21 protein-coding genes are annotated in these 23,990 nt (G+C 69.6%); 9 read left to right on the forward strand and 12 right to left on the reverse strand.

Features of this window, described 5'->3' with window-relative positions:
- The first annotated feature begins 107 nt into the window (after nucleotides 1-107).
- Nucleotides 108-3,140 carry a family 16 glycoside hydrolase gene (locus tag OG574_RS02725; protein ID WP_326771657.1) on the forward strand — a complete coding sequence of 1,011 codons (3,033 nt, stop codon included), beginning with the start codon at nucleotides 108-110 and terminating at the stop codon, nucleotides 3,138-3,140.
- Between the two features lie 101 nt (nucleotides 3,141-3,241).
- Here OG574_RS02725 and OG574_RS02730 read toward each other — a convergent pair whose 3' ends face one another.
- The 6 genes from OG574_RS02730 to OG574_RS02755 are packed head-to-tail and all read right to left on the reverse strand — an operon-like array spanning nucleotide 3,242 to nucleotide 9,719.
- Nucleotides 3,242-4,069, reverse strand: coding sequence for an ABC transporter ATP-binding protein (locus OG574_RS02730; RefSeq protein ID WP_326771658.1), 828 nt, complete (start codon nucleotides 4,067-4,069; stop codon nucleotides 3,242-3,244).
- On the reverse strand, nucleotides 4,066-5,058 hold the full coding sequence (locus tag OG574_RS02735; RefSeq protein WP_326771659.1) for an ABC transporter ATP-binding protein: 993 nt from the start codon (nucleotides 5,056-5,058) through the stop codon (nucleotides 4,066-4,068). The genes OG574_RS02730 and OG574_RS02735 overlap by 4 nt, the downstream gene beginning before the upstream one ends.
- 2 nt (nucleotides 5,059-5,060) lie before the next feature.
- Complete coding sequence (locus OG574_RS02740) at nucleotides 5,061-5,912, reverse strand: ABC transporter permease (RefSeq protein WP_100593678.1); 852 nt, start codon at nucleotides 5,910-5,912, stop codon at nucleotides 5,061-5,063.
- The gene (locus OG574_RS02745) at nucleotides 5,909-6,856 is read right to left on the reverse strand and encodes an ABC transporter permease (RefSeq protein WP_326771660.1); all 948 of its coding nucleotides are present in this window, start codon (nucleotides 6,854-6,856) and stop codon (nucleotides 5,909-5,911) included. Before OG574_RS02745 ends, OG574_RS02740 begins: the two co-directional genes overlap by 4 nt.
- Before the next feature lie 6 nt (nucleotides 6,857-6,862).
- Nucleotides 6,863-8,521 carry an ABC transporter substrate-binding protein gene (locus OG574_RS02750; protein ID WP_326771661.1) on the reverse strand — a complete coding sequence of 553 codons (1,659 nt, stop codon included), beginning with the start codon at nucleotides 8,519-8,521 and terminating at the stop codon, nucleotides 6,863-6,865.
- A gap of 13 nt (nucleotides 8,522-8,534) precedes the next feature.
- A complete protein-coding gene (locus OG574_RS02755) occupies nucleotides 8,535-9,719 on the reverse strand; it encodes a C45 family peptidase (protein WP_326771662.1) in 1,185 nt (394 codons plus the stop codon).
- Nucleotides 9,720-9,856: 137 nt separating this feature from the next.
- Here OG574_RS02755 and OG574_RS02760 point away from each other — a divergent pair, with 137 nt between their 5' ends.
- Nucleotides 9,857-10,747: a MurR/RpiR family transcriptional regulator gene (locus OG574_RS02760; RefSeq protein WP_326771663.1), complete on the forward strand. Its 891-nt coding sequence runs from the start codon at nucleotides 9,857-9,859 to the stop codon at nucleotides 10,745-10,747.
- A gap of 208 nt (nucleotides 10,748-10,955) precedes the next feature.
- Here the strand turns inward: OG574_RS02760 and OG574_RS02765 are convergent, their stop codons facing one another.
- Together OG574_RS02765 and OG574_RS02770 are read right to left on the reverse strand one after the other, a co-directional pair.
- On the reverse strand, nucleotides 10,956-11,294 hold the full coding sequence (locus tag OG574_RS02765; protein WP_100593673.1) for a cupin domain-containing protein: 339 nt from the start codon (nucleotides 11,292-11,294) through the stop codon (nucleotides 10,956-10,958).
- A gap of 91 nt (nucleotides 11,295-11,385) precedes the next feature.
- Complete coding sequence (locus OG574_RS02770) at nucleotides 11,386-11,655, reverse strand: hypothetical protein (protein WP_326771664.1); 270 nt, start codon at nucleotides 11,653-11,655, stop codon at nucleotides 11,386-11,388.
- Between the two features lie 135 nt (nucleotides 11,656-11,790).
- On the opposite strand from OG574_RS02770, the gene OG574_RS02775 reads away from it, so the two are divergent.
- Genes OG574_RS02775 through OG574_RS02785 form a run of 3 tightly spaced genes read left to right on the forward strand, consistent with a single transcriptional unit; the run spans nucleotide 11,791 to nucleotide 12,634 of the window.
- On the forward strand, nucleotides 11,791-11,982 hold the full coding sequence (locus tag OG574_RS02775) for a hypothetical protein (protein WP_326771665.1): 192 nt from the start codon (nucleotides 11,791-11,793) through the stop codon (nucleotides 11,980-11,982).
- Nucleotides 11,983-12,018: 36 nt separating this feature from the next.
- Nucleotides 12,019-12,201 carry a hypothetical protein gene (locus OG574_RS02780; protein ID WP_326771666.1) on the forward strand — a complete coding sequence of 61 codons (183 nt, stop codon included), beginning with the start codon at nucleotides 12,019-12,021 and terminating at the stop codon, nucleotides 12,199-12,201.
- A 55-nt stretch (nucleotides 12,202-12,256) separates the two neighbouring features.
- Nucleotides 12,257-12,634, forward strand: coding sequence for a nuclear transport factor 2 family protein (locus OG574_RS02785; protein WP_326771667.1), 378 nt, complete (start codon nucleotides 12,257-12,259; stop codon nucleotides 12,632-12,634).
- A 397-nt stretch (nucleotides 12,635-13,031) separates the two neighbouring features.
- On the opposite strand, the gene OG574_RS02790 is transcribed toward OG574_RS02785, so the two are convergent.
- Nucleotides 13,032-13,412: a hypothetical protein gene (locus OG574_RS02790; protein WP_326771668.1), complete on the reverse strand. Its 381-nt coding sequence runs from the start codon at nucleotides 13,410-13,412 to the stop codon at nucleotides 13,032-13,034.
- 101 nt (nucleotides 13,413-13,513) lie between these two features.
- Between OG574_RS02790 and sigJ the strand changes: the two genes are divergently transcribed.
- The gene (gene sigJ / locus OG574_RS02795) at nucleotides 13,514-14,431 is read left to right on the forward strand and encodes an RNA polymerase sigma factor SigJ (protein WP_326771669.1); all 918 of its coding nucleotides are present in this window, start codon (nucleotides 13,514-13,516) and stop codon (nucleotides 14,429-14,431) included.
- A 556-nt stretch (nucleotides 14,432-14,987) separates the two neighbouring features.
- Here sigJ and OG574_RS02800 read toward each other — a convergent pair.
- The 3 genes from OG574_RS02800 to OG574_RS02810 form a co-directional block, all read right to left on the reverse strand.
- Nucleotides 14,988-16,235: a hypothetical protein gene (locus OG574_RS02800; protein ID WP_326771670.1), complete on the reverse strand. Its 1,248-nt coding sequence runs from the start codon at nucleotides 16,233-16,235 to the stop codon at nucleotides 14,988-14,990.
- Between the two features lie 35 nt (nucleotides 16,236-16,270).
- The gene (locus OG574_RS02805; RefSeq protein WP_326771671.1) at nucleotides 16,271-19,627 is read right to left on the reverse strand and encodes an outer membrane protein assembly factor BamB family protein; all 3,357 of its coding nucleotides are present in this window, start codon (nucleotides 19,625-19,627) and stop codon (nucleotides 16,271-16,273) included.
- A gap of 482 nt (nucleotides 19,628-20,109) precedes the next feature.
- On the reverse strand, nucleotides 20,110-21,057 hold the full coding sequence (locus tag OG574_RS02810) for a MurR/RpiR family transcriptional regulator (protein WP_326771672.1): 948 nt from the start codon (nucleotides 21,055-21,057) through the stop codon (nucleotides 20,110-20,112).
- 311 nt (nucleotides 21,058-21,368) lie between these two features.
- Between OG574_RS02810 and OG574_RS02815 the strand changes: the two genes are divergently transcribed.
- From OG574_RS02815 to OG574_RS02825, 3 genes are all read left to right on the forward strand, one after another.
- Nucleotides 21,369-21,626, forward strand: a complete 258-nt coding sequence (locus tag OG574_RS02815; RefSeq protein ID WP_326778846.1) for a hypothetical protein — start codon at nucleotides 21,369-21,371, stop codon at nucleotides 21,624-21,626.
- Nucleotides 21,627-21,687: 61 nt separating this feature from the next.
- Nucleotides 21,688-22,329, forward strand: a complete 642-nt coding sequence (locus OG574_RS02820) for an N-acetylglucosamine kinase (RefSeq protein ID WP_326778342.1) — start codon at nucleotides 21,688-21,690, stop codon at nucleotides 22,327-22,329.
- A 263-nt stretch (nucleotides 22,330-22,592) separates the two neighbouring features.
- Complete coding sequence (locus OG574_RS02825; protein ID WP_326771673.1) at nucleotides 22,593-23,984, forward strand: sugar porter family MFS transporter; 1,392 nt, start codon at nucleotides 22,593-22,595, stop codon at nucleotides 23,982-23,984.
- Nucleotides 23,985-23,990: the final 6 nt, after the last annotated feature.

Here is a 23,990-nt window from a genome sequence, read left to right on the forward strand (position 1 = left end):
CCTTTCTGTGGACAAAGTGTGGACGCTCCGCGACCCCATCCCTACGCTGAGCGTCGCTCGGCCACAGAAGTCTGCGTTACCCACAGCGGAACCACGCAGGAGGAAGAGTGACGCCACGCCCCGTGCACATATCCCGCTCCAGACGTCGCGGCGCCCGAAGAGCCACCGGGCTGCTGCTCACCGCTCTCCTCGGTGCCGGCCTGGTCGCCCCGACGCCGGGCGCGGCCGATGACGGTCCGCGGCCGTTCGCGGATCTGCCCCCGCAGGAACCGGGGGTGACCCTGCGCGTCTTCGACATCCAGTCACCCCTGAGCAAACTCTGCGACCTCAAGCCCGCGCAGACCCCGAACGTCGACAAGCTGATCCCCACCGCCGACTGGACCTCCACCGACGGGTTCGGGTTCGAGAACAACTTCGTGTCGCAGATCCTCGGCAATCTGAACGTGCCGGAGGCCGGCTCGTACGGCTTCCGGCTGATCAGTGACGACGGTTCACGGCTCCTTCTCGGCGGACAGCAGGTCATCGATCACGACGGCCTGCACGGTGCTGAGCCCAAGGACGGCGAGATCACGCTGAACGCCGGCTATCAGTCGCTGCGGATCGACCACTTCGACGCGGGCGGCGGCCAGCAGGTCACCTTGCAGTGGAAGCCGCCGGGAGCAAGCGAGTTCGCCACCGTGCCGAACTCCGCGCTGAGCACGGACGCCGGTGTCGTACGAGTGACGGCGCCAGGTCGCAAGGAGTGCGAGGGGACGTACGACACCCCCGGTGACGGGCTGCCGCTGACCGAGGTCAACCCCGGGTACAAGCTGACCGATCTGCGGCCCAAGGGCTTCGAGCCGCAGGTCTCCGCGATGGACTGGCTGCCCGACGACCGCCTTGCGATCACCACCTGGGGCGGCAGCACCGAGACGAAGGGCGAGGTGTACCTCCTCGACCACGTCACCGGGGACACCGGGCCCGACAAGGTCACGTACAAGAAGATCGCCGACGGGCTCAAGGAGCCGATGGGGATCAAGTACGTGGACGGGAAACTGTATGTCTCCGAGAAGCATCAGCTGACCGAGCTGAACGACACCGACGGCGACGACGTCGTCGACGAGAAGCGGAAGATCGCCGAGTGGCCGTACGGCGGGAACTTCCACGAGTTCGCCTTCGGGCTGCTCTACGACAAGGGCGACTTCTATCTGAATCTTTCGGTCGCGATCAACTACGGTGGGGCGAGTACCGATCCGCAGCCCGCGCCGAACCGTGGTACGACCATCAAGGTCAACAAGGCGACGGGCAAGGTCAGTTACCTCGCCAGCGGCCTGCGGACCCCGAACGGGATCGGGCGCGGCCCGGGCAACGATCTGTTCGTTGCGGACAACCAGGGCGGCTGGTTGCCCGCGTCGAAGCTGGTGCACATCAAGCAGGACCGGTTCTTCAACCACTACATGAACCCGGACGGTCCGTTCGACGACAAGCCCGTCACCAAGCCGGTGCTCTGGCTGCCACAGCACGAGATCGCCAACTCCCCCAGTACGCCGATGCAGTTGAAGAAGGGGCCGTTCGCCGGGCAGATGGTGTTCGGTGACGTCACCTACGGAGGACTCCAGCGGGCCGACCTGGAGAAGGTCGGTGGCGAGTACCAGGGTGCGGTGTTCCGGCACACTCAGGGCCTCGAGTCCGGCATCACCCGGATCAGCACCGGGCCCGACGGCGCGATCTACACCGGCGGGCTCGGCGCAGACGGCAACTGGGGCCAGGAGGGCAAGCTCCGCTTCGGACTGCAGAAGCTGACGCCGACCGGGAAGACCGCGTTCGACATCCAGACGATGCGTGCCACCCGCGACGGCTTCGAACTCACCTACACCAAGCCCCTGTCCGAGGAGACGGCGACCAAGCTGACCACGGGCGCGTACTCCGTCGAGCAGTGGCGCTATGTGCCGACGCCCGCGTACGGCGGACCGAAGGTCGACGAGGAGTCGCTGCCGGTCTCGTCGGCGAAGCTCTCCGACGACCGCCGCAAGGTCCGGCTCACCATCCCTGGCCTGAAGCCGGACCGCGTGGTGCACGTGCGCTCGCCCCGCCCGTTCTCGTCGTCCGAGGGCGAGCAGCTGTGGTCGACCGAGGCTTGGTACACGCTCAACGCCAAGCCAGGTCCCGAGGAGGCGGTCACCACCTACGACGCCGAGTCCGCGAAGCTCTCCGGCAGTGCCGGCATCGACACCGAGCACGCCGGCTACACCGGCGGGGGCTTCGTCGACGGCTTCGGCGAGCAGGGGGCGAAGGCGAGCTTCGACGTCGTGGTCGACAAGAAGGGCGCGTACGACGTGGGCCTGCGGTACGCGAACGGTCCGCACCCCGCACCGGGCACCAAGACGATCAGCGTCACGGTCAACGGCGGCGAACCGAAACGGACGAGCCTGCCGTCCACGGGCGAGTGGAACCGCTGGTCCACCAGGACCGAGCGGCTCGAACTGCGCAAGGGCCGCAACACGATCACGTACGCCGTCGGGGCCGGTGACACCGGTCATGTGAATCTCGACGCGCTCGACGTGCGCCGGCCCGGCGCCCGGATCGATCTGTTCTCCGGCGGGAGCATCTCGACCGCCTGGCAGCACTCCGACGGCCGCAGCGCCGAATGGCCGCACACCTCCGATAAGTCCATGGAGGTCTGCTGCGGCGACCTGCGCACAAAGCAGCACTTCCAGGACTTCAAGCTGCACGTCGAGTTCCGGGTGCCGAAGCTGCCGGACGACGTGACCGGACAGAACCGGGGCAACAGCGGGGTCTATCTCCAGGAGCGTTACGAGGTGCAGATCCTCGACTCGTTCGGTGTGGAGAAGCTCGCGGACAACGAGGCGGGGGCGATCTACCAGAAGAAGGCCGCCGACCTCAACGCGTCTACTGCGCCGGAGACTTGGCAGACGTACGACATCACGTTCCGCGCGGCGCGCTTCGACGCGGACGGCAAGAAGACGTCAGACGCCAGGGTCACGGTGGTGTGGAACGGCAAGAAGGTCCATGACGACGTGGCGGTCGACGGCCCGACGGGCGCGGGCGACCCGGAGTCCGCGGCGGCCGGGGCGATCCGGCTCCAGGACCACGGGAACAAGGTGCGATTCCGGGACGTCTGGGTGGAGCCACTGTCCTGACACGGCTGTTTCCGCAGGGCACCCTGGCGACGGTTCGCTCACCGTCCGTCGGCAGGGTGCCGCGCACCGGCGCAGGGGACGGGCTCAGCCGATCAGAACGTTCACACCGTGGCCGCTCGCGCCCTGACCGCGTCCGCCGGGTCCCAGCCCGCGCTTGGCACCGAGGCGAGCAACAGCCTCGTGTACGGGTCCTGCGGACCGGCCAGGACAACGGCCGTCGGGCCCTGTTCGACCACGGTGCCCCTGCGCATGACCACGACCTCGTCCGTGATGTGCTGGACGACCGCCAGGTCGTGGCTGACGAAGACGAGAGCGACCGCGGTGTCGCGGCGGATCTCTTCGAGCAGGTGCAGGATCTGTGCCTGGATCGACACGTCGAGCGCGGCCACCGCCTCGTCGAGGACCAGCACCTTGGGGTCGACCGCCAGCGCCCGCGCGATGGCGAGCCGCTGGCGCTGGCCGCCGGACAGGCCGTGCGGCCGGGCCCCCGACTCACGTGCGCCGAGGCCTACTTGTTCCAGGAGTCCGTCGGCGAGGGCCTCCTCCCGGCCGTGCAGGCGCAGGGCCGTGGTCAGGCACTGGCGCGACGTGAGCCGGGGGTCCAGGGACACGTACGGGTCCTGGAAGACCATCTGGATCTCGCGGGCCCGCGCGAGGCGTGCCCGGCTGCCGCGTGGGGTGCGTGGTGTGCGGCTCCGGCCCGCGACGGAGACGGTGCCGGCGTCCGGCCGTACGAGGCCGACGAGCAGGCGCGCGACGGTCGTCTTGCCGGATCCGGACTCGCCGACGATGCCGAGCGAGCCGCCCGCCGGGACGGTGAAGGTGACGCTGTCGGCTGCGGTGAGGCGCCCTCCGCCGGGCAGGCCGTACGTCTTGTGCAGTCCTTCCACCGCCAACAGCGGTGCGTCCTGCGGTACTTCTGCGGTCATCGGACGCTCCTCTTCAGCGGGGCGGCCGGGCCCGGGCCGGTGAGTTCGGGCAGTCGGCGGCAGGTCGCGCTGCCCCCGCCGGACAGGGGCGACGGCTCGGGCGTCCACGTCGAACACGCCGGTTCCGCGTCGGCACAGCGGTCCGCGAACTCGCAGCCGCCGAACGTGTCCGCGAGGGACGGCGGGCGCCCGGGGATCGGGCGCAGCTCGCGCCGCCCCTCCCCCAGCGTCGACGAGCAGGCGAGCAGTCCCTTCGTGTAGGGGTGCTGTGGCCGGTCGAAGAGCTGGGTGGCGGGCTGCCGCTCGACAACGCGGCCCGCGTACATGACGTACACGCGGTCGCAGTACGCGGCGGCCAGGTGGAGGTCGTGGGTGATGAACAGCAGGCCCAGGCTCCGGTCGGCGCGCAGGGTGCGCAGGAGCGAGAGGATTTCCGCCTGGGTGGTGACGTCCAGGGCGCTGGTCGCCTCGTCGGCGAGCAGCAGCCGGGGTTCGGCGGCGAGGGCGCCGGCGATGACGACGCGCTGGAGCATGCCTCCGGACAGTTCGTGCGGGCGCTGGCGGGCCCGGCGTTCGGGGTCGGAGAGGCCGACGGTGTCGAGGAGTTCGACGGCGCGGGTGCGGGCCGTCTTCTTGTCGAGGCCGGTTCCCGTCAGCCGTTCGACGAGGAAGTCGCCGACGCGGCGGACCGGGTTGAGGGCGGAGCGCGGGTCCTGGTGGACCATGGCGACCGTACGGGACCGGTGACGGCGCAGGTCGTCGCCGGTCAGCGCGAGGACGTCCGTCCCGTCGACGCGCACGGATCCGGATATGGCTGTTCCGTCGGGAAGCGTGCGCAGGGCCGCCTTGGCGGTGGTCGACTTGCCTGATCCGGACTCGCCCACCAGGCCGACCACTTCGCCGCTCGCCACCTGGAGGGAGACGCCGCTGAGGACGGGCCGGGCGGTGCCGGGCAGTTGGAGGGTGAGGTTGTCGATGTCGAGGAGCATGGCTACTTCCTGTTGCCGAGTCGGTCGGCGGCCCAGACCCCGACGACGTTGAAGGACACCACGACGAGGGCGATGGCGAAGCCCGGGACGAGCGCGGGCAGGAGCGCGCCCTGGACGACGGCGGCCTGCCCTTCCTGGACCATCAGTCCCCAGTCGGAGCTGGGCGGCTGGGCGCCGAAGCCCAGGTAGGAGAGCGTGGCCAGGGACATCAGTGCCTCACCGAAGAGGACCACGAGATAGCCGACGACGGACCGGCCGAGGTTGGGGACGAGGAAGCGGGCGCAGATCCGTGCGCCGCCCATGCCCAGGACCCGGTAGGCGTCGATGTACGGCTTGCGGCGTTCGGCGAGCGCCACTGAGCGGGTGTACTTGGCGACGGTCGGGGTGTACGCGAGGCCGAGCGCCAGCACGGACGTCGTCATGCCGGAGCCGAAGACGGCGATGATGAGGACGGTGAACAGGAGCCCGGGGAAGGCGTACATGACGTCGGTGAGGCGGGAGACGAGGGTGTCCACCCAGCCGCCGCGCCAGGCGGCGAGCGTGCCGAGGGTGACGCCGAGGAGGGCCGCGATGGCCAGCAGCAGGATCGGGGCGATGAGGCTGGTGCGGGCTCCGTACAGCACTCGGGAGAGCAGGTCCTGCCCGGAGGAGTCGGTGCCGAGAAGGTGGTCGCCACTTGTGCCGACGAGGGAGGCCGAGAGGTCGATGGCGTCGGGGGCATACGGGGCGAGCAGGGGTGCGAGGACTGCGGCGAGTACGACGAGGGTCATCACGCCGCCCGCGACGACGACGCCGAAGGGGCGCCGGTTCTTCGTGAGGTGCAGGCCGCCGGGGGCGAGGGTCTGGGTGCTCATGCGGCGGCCTCCTTCACCCGCGGGTCGAGCAGCGGGTGGACCAGGTCGACGAGGGTGGTGACCACGATGTAGCCGGTGACCATGAGGAGGAGTACGGCCTGTGCGACCGGGAAGTCGTGGGTGTTGATCGCGCCGACGAGCAGTGATCCGACGCCGCTGATCCCGAACGCCGTCTCGACGACGACGGTGCCGGCGAGCATGCCCGCCATGACGAGGCCGCACATGGTGACGATCGGGCCGAGTGCGTTGCGCAGGATGTGCCGGCGGACGATCTCGCCCTCGGGGATGCCTGAGGCGCGGGCGGCCTCCACATGGTCGGCGGTGCCCGCGTCGACCATGGACTGCCGGGTCACGCGGCTGATCAGGGCGAGCGCGCCCAGCGCGAGCGAGAGGGCGGGCAGGGTCAGATGGTGCAGGCCGCCGGCGAGGCCCTCTCCGCTGCCGGACACCGGGAACCAGCCCAGTTGGACGCCGAACAGGGCGACCAGCGCGATGGCCGAGACGAACGAGGGCACCGACGCGGCGAGTGTCGTGCCGCCGACGACCGCCGAGTCGATCCATGTGCCGCGGCGTACGGCGGCGAGGATTCCCGCGCCGACGCCGAGGACGACGAAGAGCACGGTCGCGTAGGCGACGAGGGCGAGTGTCGTCGGGAAGCGGGCGGCGACCAGGTCGGCGACCTGGTCGCCGTACTTGAAGGAGCGGCCGAGGTCGAAGTGGAGACAGTCACCGAGCCAGCGCCCGTACTGCACGACGAGCGGCTCGTCGAGGTGGTACTGCGCGCGCACCAGATCGAGCTTTTCGGGGGTGAGTTTGTCGCGGCCGCCGGCCAGGAAGACGGCGGGGTCGCCGGGTGCCGCGTACACGGCGGCGAAGATGACGAAGGAGGCGGCGACGAGGGTGGCGAGCAGTCCGGCGAGGCGCCGGGAGATCCGGGCAAGCATCGGTGGTCAGCCCTTCTTCGCGCCGAGTTCGGCGGCCCACGGGTAGTAGAGGTACGCCATGGAGGCGGGCGGTCCGGTGAGCTTCGTGTTGAGGACGAGGACGGAGGGGACCTGGGCGACGGAGATCCACACGGCGGAGTCGGTGAACTTCTTCTGGACGTCGACCGCGAGCTTGGCCCGTTCGGCGTCGTCGAGAGTGGCGAGTGCCTTCTTCACCTCGGTGTCGTACGCGGCGTTCTTGAAGCCGACCCAGTTGTTCGAGGAGTCCGACAGGGCGTTGTCGTAGAAGCCCATCGGGTCGGCCTTGGAGATGTACCAGTCACCGACCAGGACGTCGATGTCGGCGCGGGCCTGCGGGTCACTGTAGAACTGCTCGAACTGCGAGGTCGCGACCGTCTTGATCTGCCCCTTGAGGCCGATCCGCTGGAGGGCCGCGCGCACTGCGTTGGCGATGACGGTGCGGCCCTGGCTGGCGTCCGTACCGATCACGATCGGGGTGGCGGCATCGGTCCCGGACTCCTTCACCAGCTGCTTGGCGGTGGCGAGATCGTCGGCCGAGGGGCTGGCGGGGGCGTAGTCGACGGCCTTCTGGGCGGCTTCGAACACGGGCTTCTCGTAGCCCCAGGCGCCGGAGCCGACCGGGGTGCCCCAGGGCTGGACCATGCCGCCGTAGCCGGACGCGGCGATGCCCTTGCGGTCGAGCGCGAGGGACAGCGCCCGGCGGACCTTGGCGTCCTTCAGTCCGCCGCGCTCGGTGGGGATGAGGACGAGCGACGCGGTGGAGGGGCCGTAGTGCTGCTCGATGCCCTTCTTGCCCTGGAGGGCAGCGGCGGTGTTGGGCGATTCGGCGTACGCGCCGTCGGCCGCGCCGGTCGTCAGGGCGTTGACCAGGGCGCTGTCGGCGGCCCAGCGGAAGGTGACCTGCTTCGTCAGCGGCTTCTTGCCCCAGTAGGAGTCGTAGCGGCGGATGGTGATGGAGTCGCCGGACTTCCAACTGCTCAGCTCGTACGGCCCGGTGCAGGCGTCGGGCTGTCCGGGTGTGCCGAAGTCCTTGCCGGCCTTCTCGACCTGCTCCTTGTTCCACACGATGCCCGCGTCGCCCGCGAGTGCCTTGAAGAACATGGCGTCCGGTGCCTTGAAGGTGATCGTGATCTGCCGGGCGCCGGTCTTCTTCATAGCCGCGATATTGCCGAACTCGTCGCCCTGTTCCATGTCGGGGTCGGCGTGCCGCTTCAGACTCCACAGCACGTCGTCGGCAGTCATCGAGGTGCCGTCGTGGAAGGTCACACCGGAGCGCAGGGTGAGGACGAGGGTCTTGTCGTCCGGCGTCCGGGCCTTCTCGGCGAGGAGGGGCTTCGTCGACATGTCCGGCTGAAGTTGGTAGAGGCGTTCGCAGACGTTGGTGAGGACGACGCGGCCCGCGCTGGCGCCCTGGGTGTCCAGGTCGAGCGAGTCCGGCTCGTCCTCCAGGAGCCAGTCGGCGTTGGCCAGTTCACCCTTGGCGGCGTCGGTCGTGGGGGTGAGGGTGAGCTTGGCGGCGTCGGCGGTCGCGGAGCCCCCCGCGGTGTTCCGGGTGGCTCCGCTACAGCCCGCGGCCGCGGCGATCGTCGCGACGACGAGGCCTGCGGCCACGGCCGCCCTTCTTCTGGAACTGGTGTGGGTCATCGGCGTCTTCCTGTCAGTTCTGGCCGTACGGGCCGTCGTGGAGGTTCCAGGGGAGGTGCTGGTACTCGCGGTCGCAGGGCGTTCCGGCGGTCACGTGGTAGTCGCCGGTGGTCAGGTCGGCCAGGGAGGAGACGAGCGTCGTCCAGTGCTTGACGGCCGGCTGCCGGGGGTCCGGATGGGTGCACAGGGACTCGGGGAGACCGAGGTGATCCGACATGGCGTGGCGGATGATCTTGCGGGATTCGTCGGGCCCCGTGGAGCCGCGCAACGCCCTGAGCCCCTGCTCGGCGCGCGGCACGCGGACCAAGGAGTCGGACGACATGGGCCGGTAGCCGGCTGCGGCCAACTGGGCGGGGACGCCAGCCTGGTAGTGGTTGCCGTGCACCAGCAGGCCGTCGGTCGGATACATCCAGCCGTGTCCCGCGGGTGTGGTCTCCAGGTCGATGGCGAAGCCCTCGCGGCAGGTCAGCAGGGCGTTGCTGGCGATGTGGGCGCGGGTGCGGCAGAGCACGTCGAGGGCGTCGGTGATGTTGCTCTGGTCCAGGACGCTGCGGCGCACGACGGTCTGGGGCAGGCCGATCGCGTCGTCGAAGCGGCCGCCGAGCCCGTTGGCATTGAAGGCGATCCCGGCGGAGTTGGCGCCCTGGCGGCCGATCTGGCCGGCCTCGACCTGCATGATCAGGGTCGGCTTTGGTGGCTGGACGATCCGGATCATGACGACGGTGTCCGCGACCCCGGCGCGCCAGTCCCAGTTCTGCCCGGCGTAGACGTGCCCGTCGCCGCTGGCCTCTCCGTAGGCGGCGAAGGAGGTGCAGCCCTCGGCGGGCTCCTCCTCGGGTGTCCTGCCGTCGGCCTCCATCTGCGCGAAGGACTTGTCGTAGATGACCTCGCCCCGCGCGTTCAGGGCGAGGACGTCGAGCAGGTCGACTCCCGCGCCGTCCGCGATGCCCCGCATCTCGTCGACGAGGTGGGGTGCGTAGTCGCGTACGGGGTCCAGCCAGCGGGCGGCGCGGGCGGTGACGCGGTCCCAGGTCAGTCCGGCTGACTGGCCGAAGGCCTCCTCGTAGTAGCCGAGGGCGGCGTGCAGTTGGGGCCGCACGGCCTCGCCGTACTGCCGGCCCCGGTCGAGCGGGCTGCCGGAGATCTCGATGACCGGAAGGACCCGGGTGGGGGCGGTTTCCGTGGGACGGGGTGTCATTGTTCTCCTCGCGACGGAGCGCTCCCGAACGACGGCGGAGGATCGCAGGATCCTGTAACGTCAATTTCAGAAAGAGCTCCACTTGGAACGTTCTGCCCAGGACAGTAACGTCGACCACACGGAAGTCAATGGTTGTAATGGAAATTTCAGAGGACGGGACCGGCGCGACGCGGCTCCGGGCAGCGATTCGCGACCAATGGGACGAACTGTCCACATCGGAACGGGCCGTGGCCCAGCACCTGGCCAGCGCGCCCGTCGAGCAGCTGCTCTTCGCCAGCGCGCAGGAGCTGGGCACGGCGAGCTCCACCAGTAACGCCACCGTCGTCCGGGCACTCCAGCGCCTCGGCTACGCGGGCCTGCCCGCCCTCAAGCGCGAACTGGCCAGCGACTTCACCTCTGCCGTCGCCCCCGAGGTCCGCCTCAAGCAGCGCATCGCGCACGTGGGCCGGGACCTCGCGTCCATCTGGACCGATGTCTTCGACGAGGCCCGCGAGCGCATCGACCACACCCGGCGCCTCACCGAACCGGACGCCCTCAAGCGCGCCGTGACCGCACTCGCCGAAGCCCACGAAGTGTTCTGCTACGGAATCGCCGCCTCGGAACCGGGCGCCCGCCACCTGGCCCTCGCACTCGGCCGCATCGGCCACCGGGCCCGATTCGTCTCCGAGACCGGCTTCGCCCTCGCCGACCAGCTCCTCGCCCTCGGGCAGGGCGACGCGGTGGTCATCTTCCAGCCCGGCCGCCAACTCGTCGAACTCACCGTGACGATGGAGCGGGCCCGCGCGGTCGGCGCCAAGGTCGTCCTGGTGACGGACGAACTGGGCGAGGCTTACGAGGACCAGGTCGAGGCGGTCCTGACCGCGCCGCACACCCCGACCGGCATCACGGCGGAGTCGCTGACCGGCCTCCTCGTCGCCGACGCACTCCTGCTCGCGCTCGCCACGCTCGACGAGTCCCGCGCGGTGGACTCCTCCCACCAGCTCACGGCACTACGGGAACAACTGCTGCGACCGAAACGGCGGGGCTGACCGACGGGGAACGGCCCGGGACCTCCCGGTTATTCGAGGCCTTCGTTGGTTCGGGCACCGACGAGCAGGTCGGACGCGGCGCTCCCCCGTCGCCTCCGGCCCGCTGACGAACATGTCCTTCCGATCTGGCGGCCGTCAATGCCCCCGTCGCGTACGCCGCAACGCAGGGCGGGCCGTTCGACCGCAGCGCCCTCATCCCGGTCGCAGATCAGGCGCGGTAACGGATTTCGAGCATGGTGCAGCCGGCCGGAGTGCGGTAGGGGCCGTGGCGCATGCCGGGCCGGCGACTCGCGTAGTGGCCTGGCCCGAACGTCTGTCCGAGTGTGAGGTCGACCAGCTCGCCTTCCAGCAGGTACACCTCCTCGACGTAGTCGTGGGTGATCACTCCGGCGGCACTGGTGTCCAGACCAGGCAGCCAGCGCACGAGCCGGGTCAGCACAGCGGGGTCATCCGGATCCCGCGACAGCACCTTCTCCTCAGTGCCCGGCTGCGCGGCTTCCCGCCACGGCGCAGCGTCTCCCGCAAAGAACTCGAGTTCCTGTTTCATGGCACCTCTTCCTGATCCCCGACGGCCGCCCGCCGCGGGGATGCGGTTGTTCCGGTTGAAGTTTCGACGGCGTTTGTGGCACCGGGGCGGATCAGGTCGCTTCCGTCAGCCCGGTCTCGCCGGCCAGGTCGGCGCCGACAGAGCGCGCGAGAAGATCCGGCAGTCCGCACAGCATGTGGGCATGCAGGCGCCACAACTCCTCTTGCTGCTCAGCGTCTTCCAGTTCCACCGCCACGGAGTCGCGCAGCGCCTCGAGCGGTGAGAGCCCGCGTGACGCGTCGGTCGCGGCACGCCGGACCCGGGCGCTCGACCCTGCACCGACCATGACGAGGACCTCGTAGCCGGAGAGATGGGGAACCACGTCTCTCTCTGCGTATGGGGATGGACAAGGACACTATTCATGATCATCGGCAGGATTGGGAACAGCCCCTGTCGGATGACTTCAAACCCGGGGCCGTATGGGGTGAGCGTGTGCGTGGTGCCGGGTGGCGGGGCCATGACCAGCAGGGCAGGCTTGGAGGAGGAAGCCCGCGTGGGCCACTTCGTCCGGCGCGGCGGGTCTCTGAAGCAGCCGGGCAGGAGAGGCATGGACACGGCCGCCTTCGAAGATGCCGGCCGGACTCTGCTCGATGAGCATCCCGGTGACGAACGGGGCCGCATGCTGCACTCGCCCGGCCTGAAGACCTAAGGCGCGTTCTATGCCTTCGCCACCAGCAGCGACCTTGTGGTCAAGCTGCCCGCCGGGCGGGTCGCCGAGCTGATCGAGGCCGGCACTGGTCGGCCGTGCGAGCCCCGCCCGGGGAGGCCGATGCGGGAGTGGGTCCGCCTCACCCCGGCCGACGCCGAGCTGTGCCCGGCCTGTCTGGCGGAAGCACGGGAATTCGTGACCGGCCTCGCCACCCCGTGACCACCGCCGGACGACCCGGTGACCACCGCCGGACGACATGGAAGGAATTCCGACGATGCCCCAGATGCCCAGCCCGGCCCTTCAGACCGCGCTCGCCTATCACCGGGCCTGGACCGGAGGCGACTTCGAGCAGGCCATGACTTACATCGCCGAGGACATCGTCTGCCAGGCACCGGCCGGGCGCTTGGAAGGCGCGGAAGCCTTCCGGGGCTTCATGGGCCCCTTCGTTCAGATCCTCACCGGCTCGGATCTGATCGCCTCCTTCGGTGATGAGACGACCGCGCTGCTGATGTACGACACCAGCACCAAGCCGGTCCCCAGCGCACCGGCCGCCGAGTGCCTGACGGTCCGGGACGGCACGATCACCCACCTGCGGATCATCTTCGACCGGACGCCGTTCGACGCCGCGAGGAAGGCTTCAACGGCACCCTGACCGTGACCGGGGAGAGGCAACGGCCACCGACGAGCCATTGATCAGCTGATCGTGTCCGCAGCACGAGCGATGCGGTGTCGGGCCGTTGGACGAGGTCGCCGGGCGCCACATACCCCTGCCGAACTCGGCCGGACGCCCGCCCGGACCGACACGCTCAGCAAGATCGGCGAAGCCCGCCTGCGCGAGTTCGCCAACTGATCCGGAACGAACAACGGCAGGCTGAACAGACCGATGCGGTGTGTGGTGCGGGCCCAGCGCGCCAGGCGCGCCCCGTGGCCCGCGGCGCCGGCCCAGCGGACCATCCGGGCGGGGCTCCGGTCCCGTTCATCATGACGCCCGGGGCGCGACGCCTCGCGGCGCATGCTGATGCCTCCCCCTGCGGTCTTCCTATCGGACCTCAGCGCCGGGCCAGCGCCAGCACACTCAGACCGAACATCAAGACCCCCAGGGGGAGATGGACCGACGGGACGTGTGCGATGCCGAGCACGACCTGGACCGAGGCGAGTACGAGGAAACCTGACGCATGCCAGACGGGCCGGAGCGAGCCGCCGCCCGGCTTCCACGCCAGCACCGCCGCGAGCACGTACAGCATCGACGCCCCGTACATCACACGGGCTCCGATGCTGTGCAGCGTCTCTCCGTAGGACGAGGTCAGCAGCAGTCCGGCGGAGACCGCCTGAAGGAAGATGGTCAGGGTCTGCAGCGCGATCGCGATCTGCAGGAACGAGGAGCTGCGCTGTGCTTTCGCGGTCGCTGTCGCCGTCACCTGAGTGGCCATGTCACAGTCCCCTTGTCCGCCCGTGGGCAGTAGATCGATAAGGTCTCACCAGCCCGACGACACAGGGCTGCGAAAGGTAAGGCGAGGAGGCGGCCGGAAGCATGGGGACTGTCGGGACCAGCACCGATGAGGTAGCCGGCGAGCGGCGCCAACTGATCAACGTCGCTTACCGGTTGCTCGGTTCGGTGACCGAGGCCGAGGACGCCGTACAGGATGCCTACGCACGCTGGTACGGGCTGACACGAAGCCGGCAGGAGGAGATCCTGTCCCCCGGCGCCTGGCTGACGACGGTGACCGGCCGCATCTGCCTGGACCTGCTCGGCTCGGCGCGGGCCCGCCGGGAACGCTATGTCGGCGCGTGGCTGCCCGAGCCGCTGCCCGACCGCACCGAGTGGGACCGCGGGGGTGGCGCCGACCCCACCGGCCCTCAAGACCCCGCCGACCAGATCGTCCTGGACGAGTCGGTGGCCATAGCCTTCCTCGTGGTCCTGGAGTCGATGACGCCCGCGGAGCGGGTGGCGTTCGTCCTGCACGACGTCTTCCGGTACCCGTTCGCCGAGATCGCCGGCGTTCTCGGCCGGACCCCTGCGGCGTGCAAGCAGCTGGCGGCCTCCGCCCGGCGTCGGGTGAGTGTCGCGCGCACTCCGGTGACGGCGACCGGCCAAGCCGACGTGGTGAGGCACGTCAAAGAGGCATGGGAGACCAAGGACATCGCAGCCCTCGTCGGCCTCCTCAACCCGGCGGCCGTGATGACCGCCGACGGCGGCGGCATGGTCGGCACCGTCCTGCGCCCGGTCGAGGGCGGCGCGCGCATCGCCCAGTACATGGTCGCCATTGCCGACAAGGCTCCAGGACTTGAACTCCTTGAGCGGTCGGTCAACGGTGTGCCGGGCCTGGTGGCCCAGCGTGCCGGCGTCGTGATGACCGTAGCCTCGTTCGACGTCTCTGACGGACGCGTCACCCGGATCTGGGTGGTCCGCAACCCGGAGAAGCTGCGGCCGTGGGTGTGGGAGGACTAGGGCCTGTCGTTTGGACCTACGTGCTGCGCAAGGTCTTCCCCCGCACCGTCACCGTCGCCGAGATCGGACTCCGGCTCCGCCCATCATCCGCCGGACAAGCCTGGGGCTTGAAGTAGTCGCCCATTGACTCCGAGACCCACTCGGGCCAAGACGTGGGGTCCATAACTGCACTGCAGCGGCGGCGGCATCGACCCTGGACATGAGCTGTCCGGGCGCCTGCCTGCGGCCAAGCCCAGCGCTGAGTCGCGGGCGGCGCCGCGAGTGGCGCTGTTCGCGGAACGGCCGGCGGCGTCCGAGGCGAGGAGTGCTTCCAAGGAGGCGACATCTCCGGTACGGGGCCTGCGACGAAGGCTTCGAGCAGTTGTCGGTGCTCCGCTGCGTCCACGGTCTCCCGCTGCTCGGCCGCGAGATGCTCGCGGGCCCGGCTTGCGATCTTGTGGACGTTGACCACGCTGAGTTGCAGCATGTCGCAGGTCCCAGAGTTGGCCGAGGGCAGAACTGCCCTGTGGCAGGTGCCCCGTCCGGCTGCGAGCCGGACGGGGCACCTGAACGGGACCTAAGGCGCCAGGAGTTGGCCCGCGGCCAGTGCCGATGCAACCGTGCCGCCGACCACCACTGCCGAGGCCGCGAAGACCGGAACCCTCAGGGTCCAGGTGCGCAGGGCCCGTGAGCGTGAGAGCCGGTCGAGCAGGGCGTCACGACTGCGCAGCACAAGCACTCCGACGCCGGTGAGCGTCACGGCCATACCGACACCGAACGCGGCCACCAATGCCAGGGCAACGGCCACCTTGCCGGTGAGAAGCCCGGCAAGCAGGACGAGGAACGCGGAGGGCGAGGGCAGGAGACCACCGGCCGCGCCGAGCAGGACCAGCCCCCGCCAGGTGAGCAGGGACGGTGGGTCGGGGATGCGGTGACGATGCCCGTGCTCATGACCACCTTCGTGCCGGTGCCCGTGCCCGTGATGCGTCTGTGTCCGCACGTCGACCTGCCTGCGGCGGCGTAGATGCGTGTGCAGCAGGCGCACGCCCACCCCCACCACCACCAGCGCCGCGATCAGTTGCAGCCATCCCGTGAGCGCCGCCATGTCCGGCGCGCTCTTGGCCAGCAGCCACCAGCCGACCGCCAGGACGCCGACCGAGAACGTGTGCATCACGGCGACGACACCGCCGAGCCACACCGCGTCGCGGGGTCGGCCCCGGCCGCCCACGAGATATCCGGCGGCCAGCGACTTGCCGTGCCCGGGCGCACAGGCATGGAGCGCGCCCACGGCCGCAGCCACCAGCAGGGCCGTAGAAAGCGCCGCACGATGGTCCAGCAGGGACACCAGGTTGGTGGTCCACATCCCGCCCGCAGCCGACGAGCCGGTGCCTGCACCGGATTCGCCCGATACGAGGGCAAGCTCCCGCGTGGGCTCCTTCGCCGTGTGCAGCGCGCCGCCACCCTGGTCTGTCACGGAGAGCGTGCGGTAGGCGGGGTTGACGTCCGTCAGCGCGGTGACCGTCAGGCTGATGCGGTCCACCGGATGGGGGCAGACGAAGCGGAGTTTCATACCGTCCGCCTTCGCGACGCGGCACGGGGCTCCGTCCTGACGTACGACGATGTGCGAGCGCAGATACCGAGCCACATCGCCACCGGAATGCTTCTTCACGACGGCGATGTCGTCCTTCTGCGCGGACCAGGCCGTGTCCACGACCGGGCCGTTCGCCTCGATCCTGACGACGGGCGGGGTGCCGAAGGGGTGCGCCTGCGCCGTCCCCGCGCTGCCGAAGAGCAGCACGGGGACGGCGGCCAGCAGGAGCAGCACCCCGGTGCGGAGTCATTGCACGCTGATGCTTCCTCTCAGTCCCGGCGCGCGGCCAGCGCGTGGACCGTACCGTCGTCGGTGAGGGCGAAGACCCAGTCACCGCTGACGGAGAGCGCCGAAGCCACTCCCCCGCCGAGGTTGTACGCGGCCTGCTGCCTGCCGGTGGCGCGGTCGAGCACCAGCAGACGGCCGTCCCATGTCCCCACGTACACCGACGACTTCGTCACCAAGGGGTGCATCGTGGGCGATCCTGCGCCGACCTCGCAGCCCATGGCGACCCGCCCGGGGTCGTCAAGAGGGCTCTTGCCCGGCAGATATCCTGCCTTGGTCTCCCACACGGGCTTCGACGGATCGGACGCACTCGCGTCGTAGGCGCGGACCACACCGTCGCGGCCCGCGACATAGACGATGTCGCCCCACACGGCGGGGCTGGTGAGTGGAGCCCGGCCCGGCTCGCAGACACTGCCGCCGCCGAGCTTGGACTCCCAGGTCACCGCGCCCGTCTGCGGGTCGTGCCCGCGAACGCCGTACGCCGTGAACGTCACCAGCTTCGCCGGACCCGACGCGGGCTGCGTCAGCACCGGCGAGGAGTGGCTGTCGATGTCGCCCGCGGTGTCCTTCGCCCACAGCTGGGTGCACTTCGCGAGGTCCATCGCGATGACGGTGTTGCTCGACATGGAGTGCAGATAGGCAGTGTTGGAGCCGGGCTCGCGAATGGCGGTGCTGTGCGCCTGGCCCCAGGAGAACGCGGCCCCGAAGCCGCCGGGCAACAACACGCCGGTCTTGGCGTCCCGGCAGCGGACCATGTTCGCGTCCTGGTAGACGGCGACCGTACGGTCCTGGCCGGTGAGCGCGAAGACGCTCACCGGTCCGCCCGCGCGTCCATAGCGGCGCACGGTGTCGCCGTGGGTCTCCTCACGGTCGATCGACTCCCAGGCGACATGCCCGTCCTCGGCGTCCAGGGCATAGACCCGTCCGACGCCGGTCGTCAGATAGACCTGTCCACCGTGGAGGGTCGGCGCCGATTCGGCGTCGCCGTCCAGGTAGGTACGCCAGAGTTCCCGGCCGGATGCGATGTCGTACGCGAGCATCATGCTGTACGGCGAGTCGAAGGCGCGGGAGGAGACGATCAGTCTTCCGTCCGCGATCACCGAGCCGTTCAGGTTGAACTGCTCGCCGGTGTGCCGGGTCCACTTGAGGTCGAGCCGGTCGCCAGGGTTGTCGCCGCTCGCGGAACGTCCTGCCTCGTCGCCGCCCTGCCGCAGCCAGTCCTGCCCGCTCTTCGGCTGGGTCAGCCTGGAGTCCGGTACGACGTCGAAGGTGCTCTTCTGCACCGGGAACGCCTTGCCCTTGGTGTCGTACGCCGTTGCCTCGGCGGTGTAGCTACCGGGCCGCAGGCCGCGCAGCGGCGTGCCGCTCGCACGCGTCCATGCCCCGCGTGCGTCGGGACAGGGCTCGGCCTTGCCGCCGGGCGGGGTGTAGCAATTCTGGATGCCTGGCTTGGCGGCTTCCGTGCCGAACCGCGCGTTCGTCCGCTTCACGACATGGCCTCGGCTGTCCCGCACGGTCAGTGTGGCCTTCGCGGGAGTACGGCCGTCGTCCTCCGCGTACACCTCGACGGGCACCCCGGCCCTCGTGCCGTGGACGCTGCCCTGCCCTGGGCCGACCAGGACGGAGTCGTCATCGATGTCGAACTGCCGGTGGATGCCCGTCACATGACCGGTGTCCTCGTTGCGGCTCGTACGCGGATCGTCGGTGATCCCGCTGAAATCGAGCACCTTGTAGTCGGGGTGGGCTCCGTCGATGCCGTACGTGCCCTGATTGTTGATCTCGACCGACCGTTTGAATGCCCCGCGCCGGAATTCCGCCTGCTGGTTGTGCCCGGCCGCGACCATCCGTACGTCGTACTTGGCCAGTTCGTCGATGGTCGGCTGCATGCCCGCGCCGGGGCCCCACTGGGTGAACAGCGAGCGGTGCGCGAAGACCAGCACCTGCTTGCCGATCGCGTGCTGGGCCAGGTCCCTGCGCAGCCACTCCAACTGCGGTCCGAGCCCGCTCGCGTCGTAGTTGTCCTCCAGCACCACGATGTGCCGGCCGTTGCGGTCGAAGCTGTACCACTCGGGAGCGAGGTTGCGGCGGTAGTACTCCATGCTGCCCGCATAGCCCTTGGAGGTGGCCGTGCCGCCGAAGTCGTGGTTGCCCATCACGGGGTAGAAGGGGTGGCCGAGCCGCCCCGTCTCGAGCCCCTTGCTGAACAGGTCGTACGCGCCCTGACGGCGCGGCTCTTCCGCGTAATCGGTGACGGTCAGGTCCCCGGTCGCGATCTGCATCGTCGCACCGTCGACCTCCGACATCGCCCGCACCTGGCCGGTCCACTGGGGCAGTGCCGTGCGGGCCTCGGCGTCAGTACGGTTGCCGACCTCGGGGTCGGAGTTCATCACCCACTTCTCGGTGGGCCGAGAGGCGTTCCGGTCCGCAACGAGCGCGAAGTCGACACCACTGCCACCGGTCTCGGGGACCTTGTGGAAGAACTGCGGGATGTAGTCCTCGCGCAGGGCCGGGGTGTAGCCGTCGGGCGAGACGATGCTGACGAGATCCGTCTCGCGGCGCGTCGGATCGATCTCCAGGGTGTACGAGCCGTCGGCACGCGTGGTCGTCCATGCGGCTCCGTCGGTGACATCGACGCCGGGCATGGCCCGCTCGCCCTTGTCCCGCCGGCCGTTGGCGTTGCCGTCCCTGAAAACGGTGCCCTTGACGGTGACGGTGTCCGGCGCCGCGTCGTCGGCGAACGCCGCCTGGGGCGCGAAGCAGGACAGGACGACGACTCCGGCGGTCGCGACGCGGAGCCGGCGGCCTGTGCGCAAGCCACGGAGCAGAGACGGCAATGATCTGGCGGCGAGGACGAGCACGACGCCGCCGGCCGCCACCAGTGAAACGGTGAGCCAGGGGAACTCCGGTGGCGCGTGTGCGCCCTTGGCGTCCACGAGGGGCGTGGCCGCGGAGGCGTCGACCGCGGTGCCGTCGAACTCGACGACGACCTGGCTCAGTCCGCCCTTCTTCAGCAGCGTGCTCAGGTCGAGCGCGTCGAGGTGGCAACTCCATGCAAGTTCGATCACGACGCCGCCGGGAACCCCGCCGTCGTCACCGGGCACACCCGAGCCGGTGGCCGGGCAGCCGGCCGCCAGCACCCTGGATGCCCAGGCACCGGCATCGACGGCGGACACCACGTCGCGGTGCACGATGAGACGACCACTGGTTACATCAGCACCGGTGGAAACGACGAGCTCGGCGTGCTCGCGCGAGACATGCGCCATGGCGGGCTGGGCACCGGCGCCCAGCGCGAGGAACAGCAGTACGAGACAGAGCCCGCCTGCTGCGCGTATATGTTTCATAGCAGCGGAGACTAGTCATCATCCGTCAGATCAGAGCCAAGATCGATCACGTTTAACCGGGCCGTCCGCAAGAGTTCAGCCGCGAAAAGGAGCGCTGCCACGATCGGCAGCCCGGCCTTGCGACGCGGGGGTTGTACCGACCGGTAGGTAACGTTGACCTCCCGCCTCGGCTCCTACGTCCCCGGCGGGCACCCACAGGCACCACGGCGTGCGCGGGACATACGCGACGCTCGCTCCGGCCAACCACGCAGCTCAAGCGGCAACTGGAGCGCTCAGTCACCCAAGTCGAAGGCACCCGGCGCGGCATGGGCGGGCGGCCCGACACGTGCGCCGGCCCATCACGTCGGCCCGGACGTGCCGGCCCGTCGGACGAAATCCGCACAGGCGGCGTACTGCCCCGCTTCGTCGATCGCCTGGCCACGGGCAAGCTACTGAAGTCGTTGCTTCCTGGAGGTGGGCTGGAGCGCTGACCGGGTGCAGTGTCAGGCGTCGGGGGTCGAGCGGCGTGCCGTGGGGTGGGGAACGCTCCGGCGGTGGATCGCCTTGAAGGTGTCGCTGAGCGCGGTCGAGCTGCGTTCGTAGGAGCGCTGGGCCACGCCGACGAAGAGACAGTCGATGAGGGCGAGTTGGGCGATTCGACTCACCGTCGCCCCTGAGCGCAAGGGCGTCTCCCGGACCGACGTCGTCAGTACGAGGTCGGAGCATTCGGCGAGTGGCGAGCGCGAGAAGTTGGTCAGAGCCACCGTCGTCGCGCCACGTTCAGCGGCCGCCTGCAGGGGGTCGATGGTGTCCGCCGTGGTGCCCGAGTGGGAGATGCCCAGGGCGACATCCCCCGGTCCGAGCAGGGCGGCGGCCGTGAGTGCGGCGTGGACGTCGGTCCAGATGAAGGCCATCAGGCCGATCCGGTGCAGTTTCTGGTGGAGGTCCGCCCCCACGAAGCCGCTCGCCCCGACGCCGAAGATGTCGATGCGCCGGGCTCCGCCGACCGCGTCGACGACTTGTCCGAGCGCACCGATGTCGAGCTGCGCTCGGGTGTCCTCGAGTGCGCGCGCCTCCTGAAAGACGATCTTGTCCGCGATCTCGTCGAGGGTGTCGGTCGCGCTGATGTCGGTGTGGCTGTGCGTCCGGGGGTGGCTGAGCGCGTGCTCCAGAGCCACGGCACCGGCAAGCGCCAGTCGCAACTGCGGATAGCTCTTGAGCCCGTTCGCCCGACAGAACCGCATCACGGTGGTGACCGAGGTCTCAGCCCGCTCGGCGAGGGTTCCGATGCTCCAACGCGAGGACTGTGCGGGGTCCTTGAGCACCACCTGGCCCACTCGCCGCTCGGCCGGAGCGAGCGAGGGAAGCGCCGAGCGGATGCGTATGAGGATGTCGGCGGACGGTTCACCGCTGGACTCACGAGAGTCGGTGCCATTGGTCGGACGAACCATGCGGAGCCTCCTCGGGGTGTGGAGGAACAGGCTATGCGGAGTCGATGACATGTCAAGAAGTAACCAAAACTGAAACGTTGACGGAATTCATTGACATGCCTCGGTGGCCGTTCGGATACTGGCGTGGCTCGCCGGGCTCCGCGTCGGCGGAGCGGGAGCGATCCTGCCCGGTCCGCCCTCCCCCAGCGGCTCGTTGGTCAGTCGCTGTCCGCCGTGGTCGACGGACGGTCTCTCCGCTGCGTTCCCACGCCCCGGCGCCCGAGCCTGTCGCCGCGTCCAATTCCTTTTCCTGTTCCGTGAGGTGAGCTTCCTTGGCTGCTGTGCTGGCCGTAGATGTGGGCAAGACCGGCTGCCGTGCCGCCGTGTGGACGGCCGGCTCCGTCGAACCGCATGAGACCTGTGAAGCCCATGGGGCTCCGGGACTGGCGCAGCCGGATGGCGTGCCGCTCGCCGAGAAGGCCGTTCTCACGGCGGGGCGAGCCGCCCTCGACCGGGCCGGAGTCCGCATACCCGACGCGGTGTGCGTCGGAGCCGCGGGGAGCGGCCACCTCGCCATCGGCGGCCCGTGAGCTGGCACAGCGGCTGCTGACCACGCTCGCCGCAGGTGAGGTCGCGGTCACCAGCGACGCCATCACTTCGCACGCCGGAGCCGTCGGTGGCTCACCAGGCATCGTGCTGGCGGCCGGGACGGGAACGGTGGCCGTGGGCCTGGGCCATGACGGAACGTTCGCCCGGGTGGACGGCTGGGGTCCGTGGCTGGGCGACGAGGGCAGTGGATCGTGGATCGGGCGTGCCGGACTGCGAGCTGTCTTGAGGGCACACGACGGCCGAGGGCCGGCGACTGTCCTGCAGGAATCCGCCGCGCAGCTGCACGGCCCGCTCGACGGGCTCCCCGGCGCGCTGGACCAGGGCGGCAACACCGCCAGAGCAACGGCGGCTTTCGCGCCGATCGTCGCGAAGGCGGCCTCCGCCGGTGACGAGGTGTCCATCGGCATCCTGCGCGAGGCCGCGACCGCCTGGGGAGAGACCGTCGTCGCCGTGGCCCGCCGGATCGGTGGCACGTCGCCCCTGCGCGTGGCCGTGACCGGAGGACTCGTCCACCTGGGAGACGCGCTGCTGTCCGAGTTCGACGCCTTCCTGGCCGGGTCCGGGTACGAACTGCCGCGCGTGCAGCCCTCCGGGGGATCTCTCGACGGTGCTCGGCTGCTCGCCTCCCGACGGGACGCGCCCCAGGAGCCCTTCGTAGTCAGGGCTGGGCCGACCCCCTCCTGACGCTTCGCGCCACCCGGGACCGCCGGAGCCCAACAGGCGGTGCTGCCAAGCAAGCAGGGCAGAAGCACCATCCGAATCACCTGCAACGTCCCGGACGACCTCGTCCGGTGTGCGCCCCACCGTCGCGGCGAAGCATGCCGCCGCGCACGCCCTCGCCCCCGCCTCTCCATGTGTTCCGTCAACCCCACAGGACAGAAAGGCACGTCGTGCGACTCTCTCTGCGCTCGTCCGAGCCAGGCTCACGCCCGAACAGAGCGTCCCGCATGATCGTCGGCAGCGCTGCTGCCGTCGGCGTCATCTACGGCTACGACGTCGGCGCCAGCGCAGGCGCGCTGTTGTTCCTCCCCGGCGATTTCGGTCTCACCACTGCACAGGCCGCGTCCTTCGTCACGATCCTTGGCATGGGCCAGCTGATCGGTGCCCTGCTCGCGGGGCGGCTGATCAACGCGATCGGCCGCCGGGGCGGAATGCTGGTGGTCACGGCCGCCTTCGGAATCTTCGCCCTCACCTGCGCGCTGGCACCGAACCTGCCCGTTCTCGACGCATCGAGACTGCTGCTGGGCGTCGCCATCGGGATATCCACCGTCGCCGCACCGGTCTACGTCGCGGAATGCTCGCCGAGCACGAACCGCGGCGGCCTGGTCGTGATCTACCAGCTCGCCAACTGCATCGGCATCATGCTGGCCTACGCCGCCGCATATCTCCTGGCTCCCACCGAGTCCTGGCGATGGATCCTGGGCGTGGCCGCGATTCCCGCCGTCGGCGTCTTCTGGGTGCTGTGCACCCGGATGGACACCCCGCGCTGGTACGTGATGAAGGGTCGGCACCAGCACGCGGAAGAAGCCCTGCGCAAGCTGGACCCGAGTGCCGACACCGCCCGCGCTCTCGCCGAACTCCAGGCGACCCTCGACACGCAGACGACAGGCCCCCGCCGCCGTGGCGAGTCGCTGCGCGTCCTCGTACGCCGGCCCTACCTGCGGGCCCTCGTCTTCCTGGTGGGTCTGGGCGCCATCATGAAGCTGACCGGCATCAACGCACTGGTCTACTACAAGCCCCTGATCCTGCAGTCCATGGGCTTCAGCGGATACACCTCACTGTTGCTGATTCCCGCGGGCATTCAGGTGGTCACGGCGATCGCCACCACCTTCTCGGCCCTCAAGGTCGACCGCATCGGGCGCCGGCCTCTGATGCTGACCGGACTCACAGTCATGGCGGTCGCCCACGGGCTCATCGCTCTCACGTACTTCACCGGTGTGCGGACCACCTCGATGCAGGTACTGGCGATTCTCGGATTCATGCTCTTCCAGGCCGGATTCGGGCTGGGACTGGGCGCGTTGATCTGGGTATACGCGTCGGAGAGCCTCCCCGGTCCCCTGCGCGCGGCGGGTGCGTCGATCACTCTGACCGTCGACTTCGGCATCAATCTCTTCATCGCGCAGTTCTTCCTCACGATTCTCGACGCGGTAGGCGGAGAATTCGTCTTCCTCGGATTCGTGGTCATCACCCTCGCCTCGTGGGTCTTCATGTGGAAGCTCGCTCCGGAGACCAAGGGACGGTCACTCGACCGCATCAAGGACTACTGGGAGAACGGCGGAAAGTGGCCGGAGACCACCGCCGTCAAGGACGCCACCACCAAGCAGCCCGAAACCATCTGACCCCCG

Origin of the sequence: Streptomyces sp. NBC_01445 (genome assembly GCF_035918235.1) — a bacterium.
GTDB lineage: Bacteria > Actinomycetota > Actinomycetes > Streptomycetales > Streptomycetaceae > Streptomyces.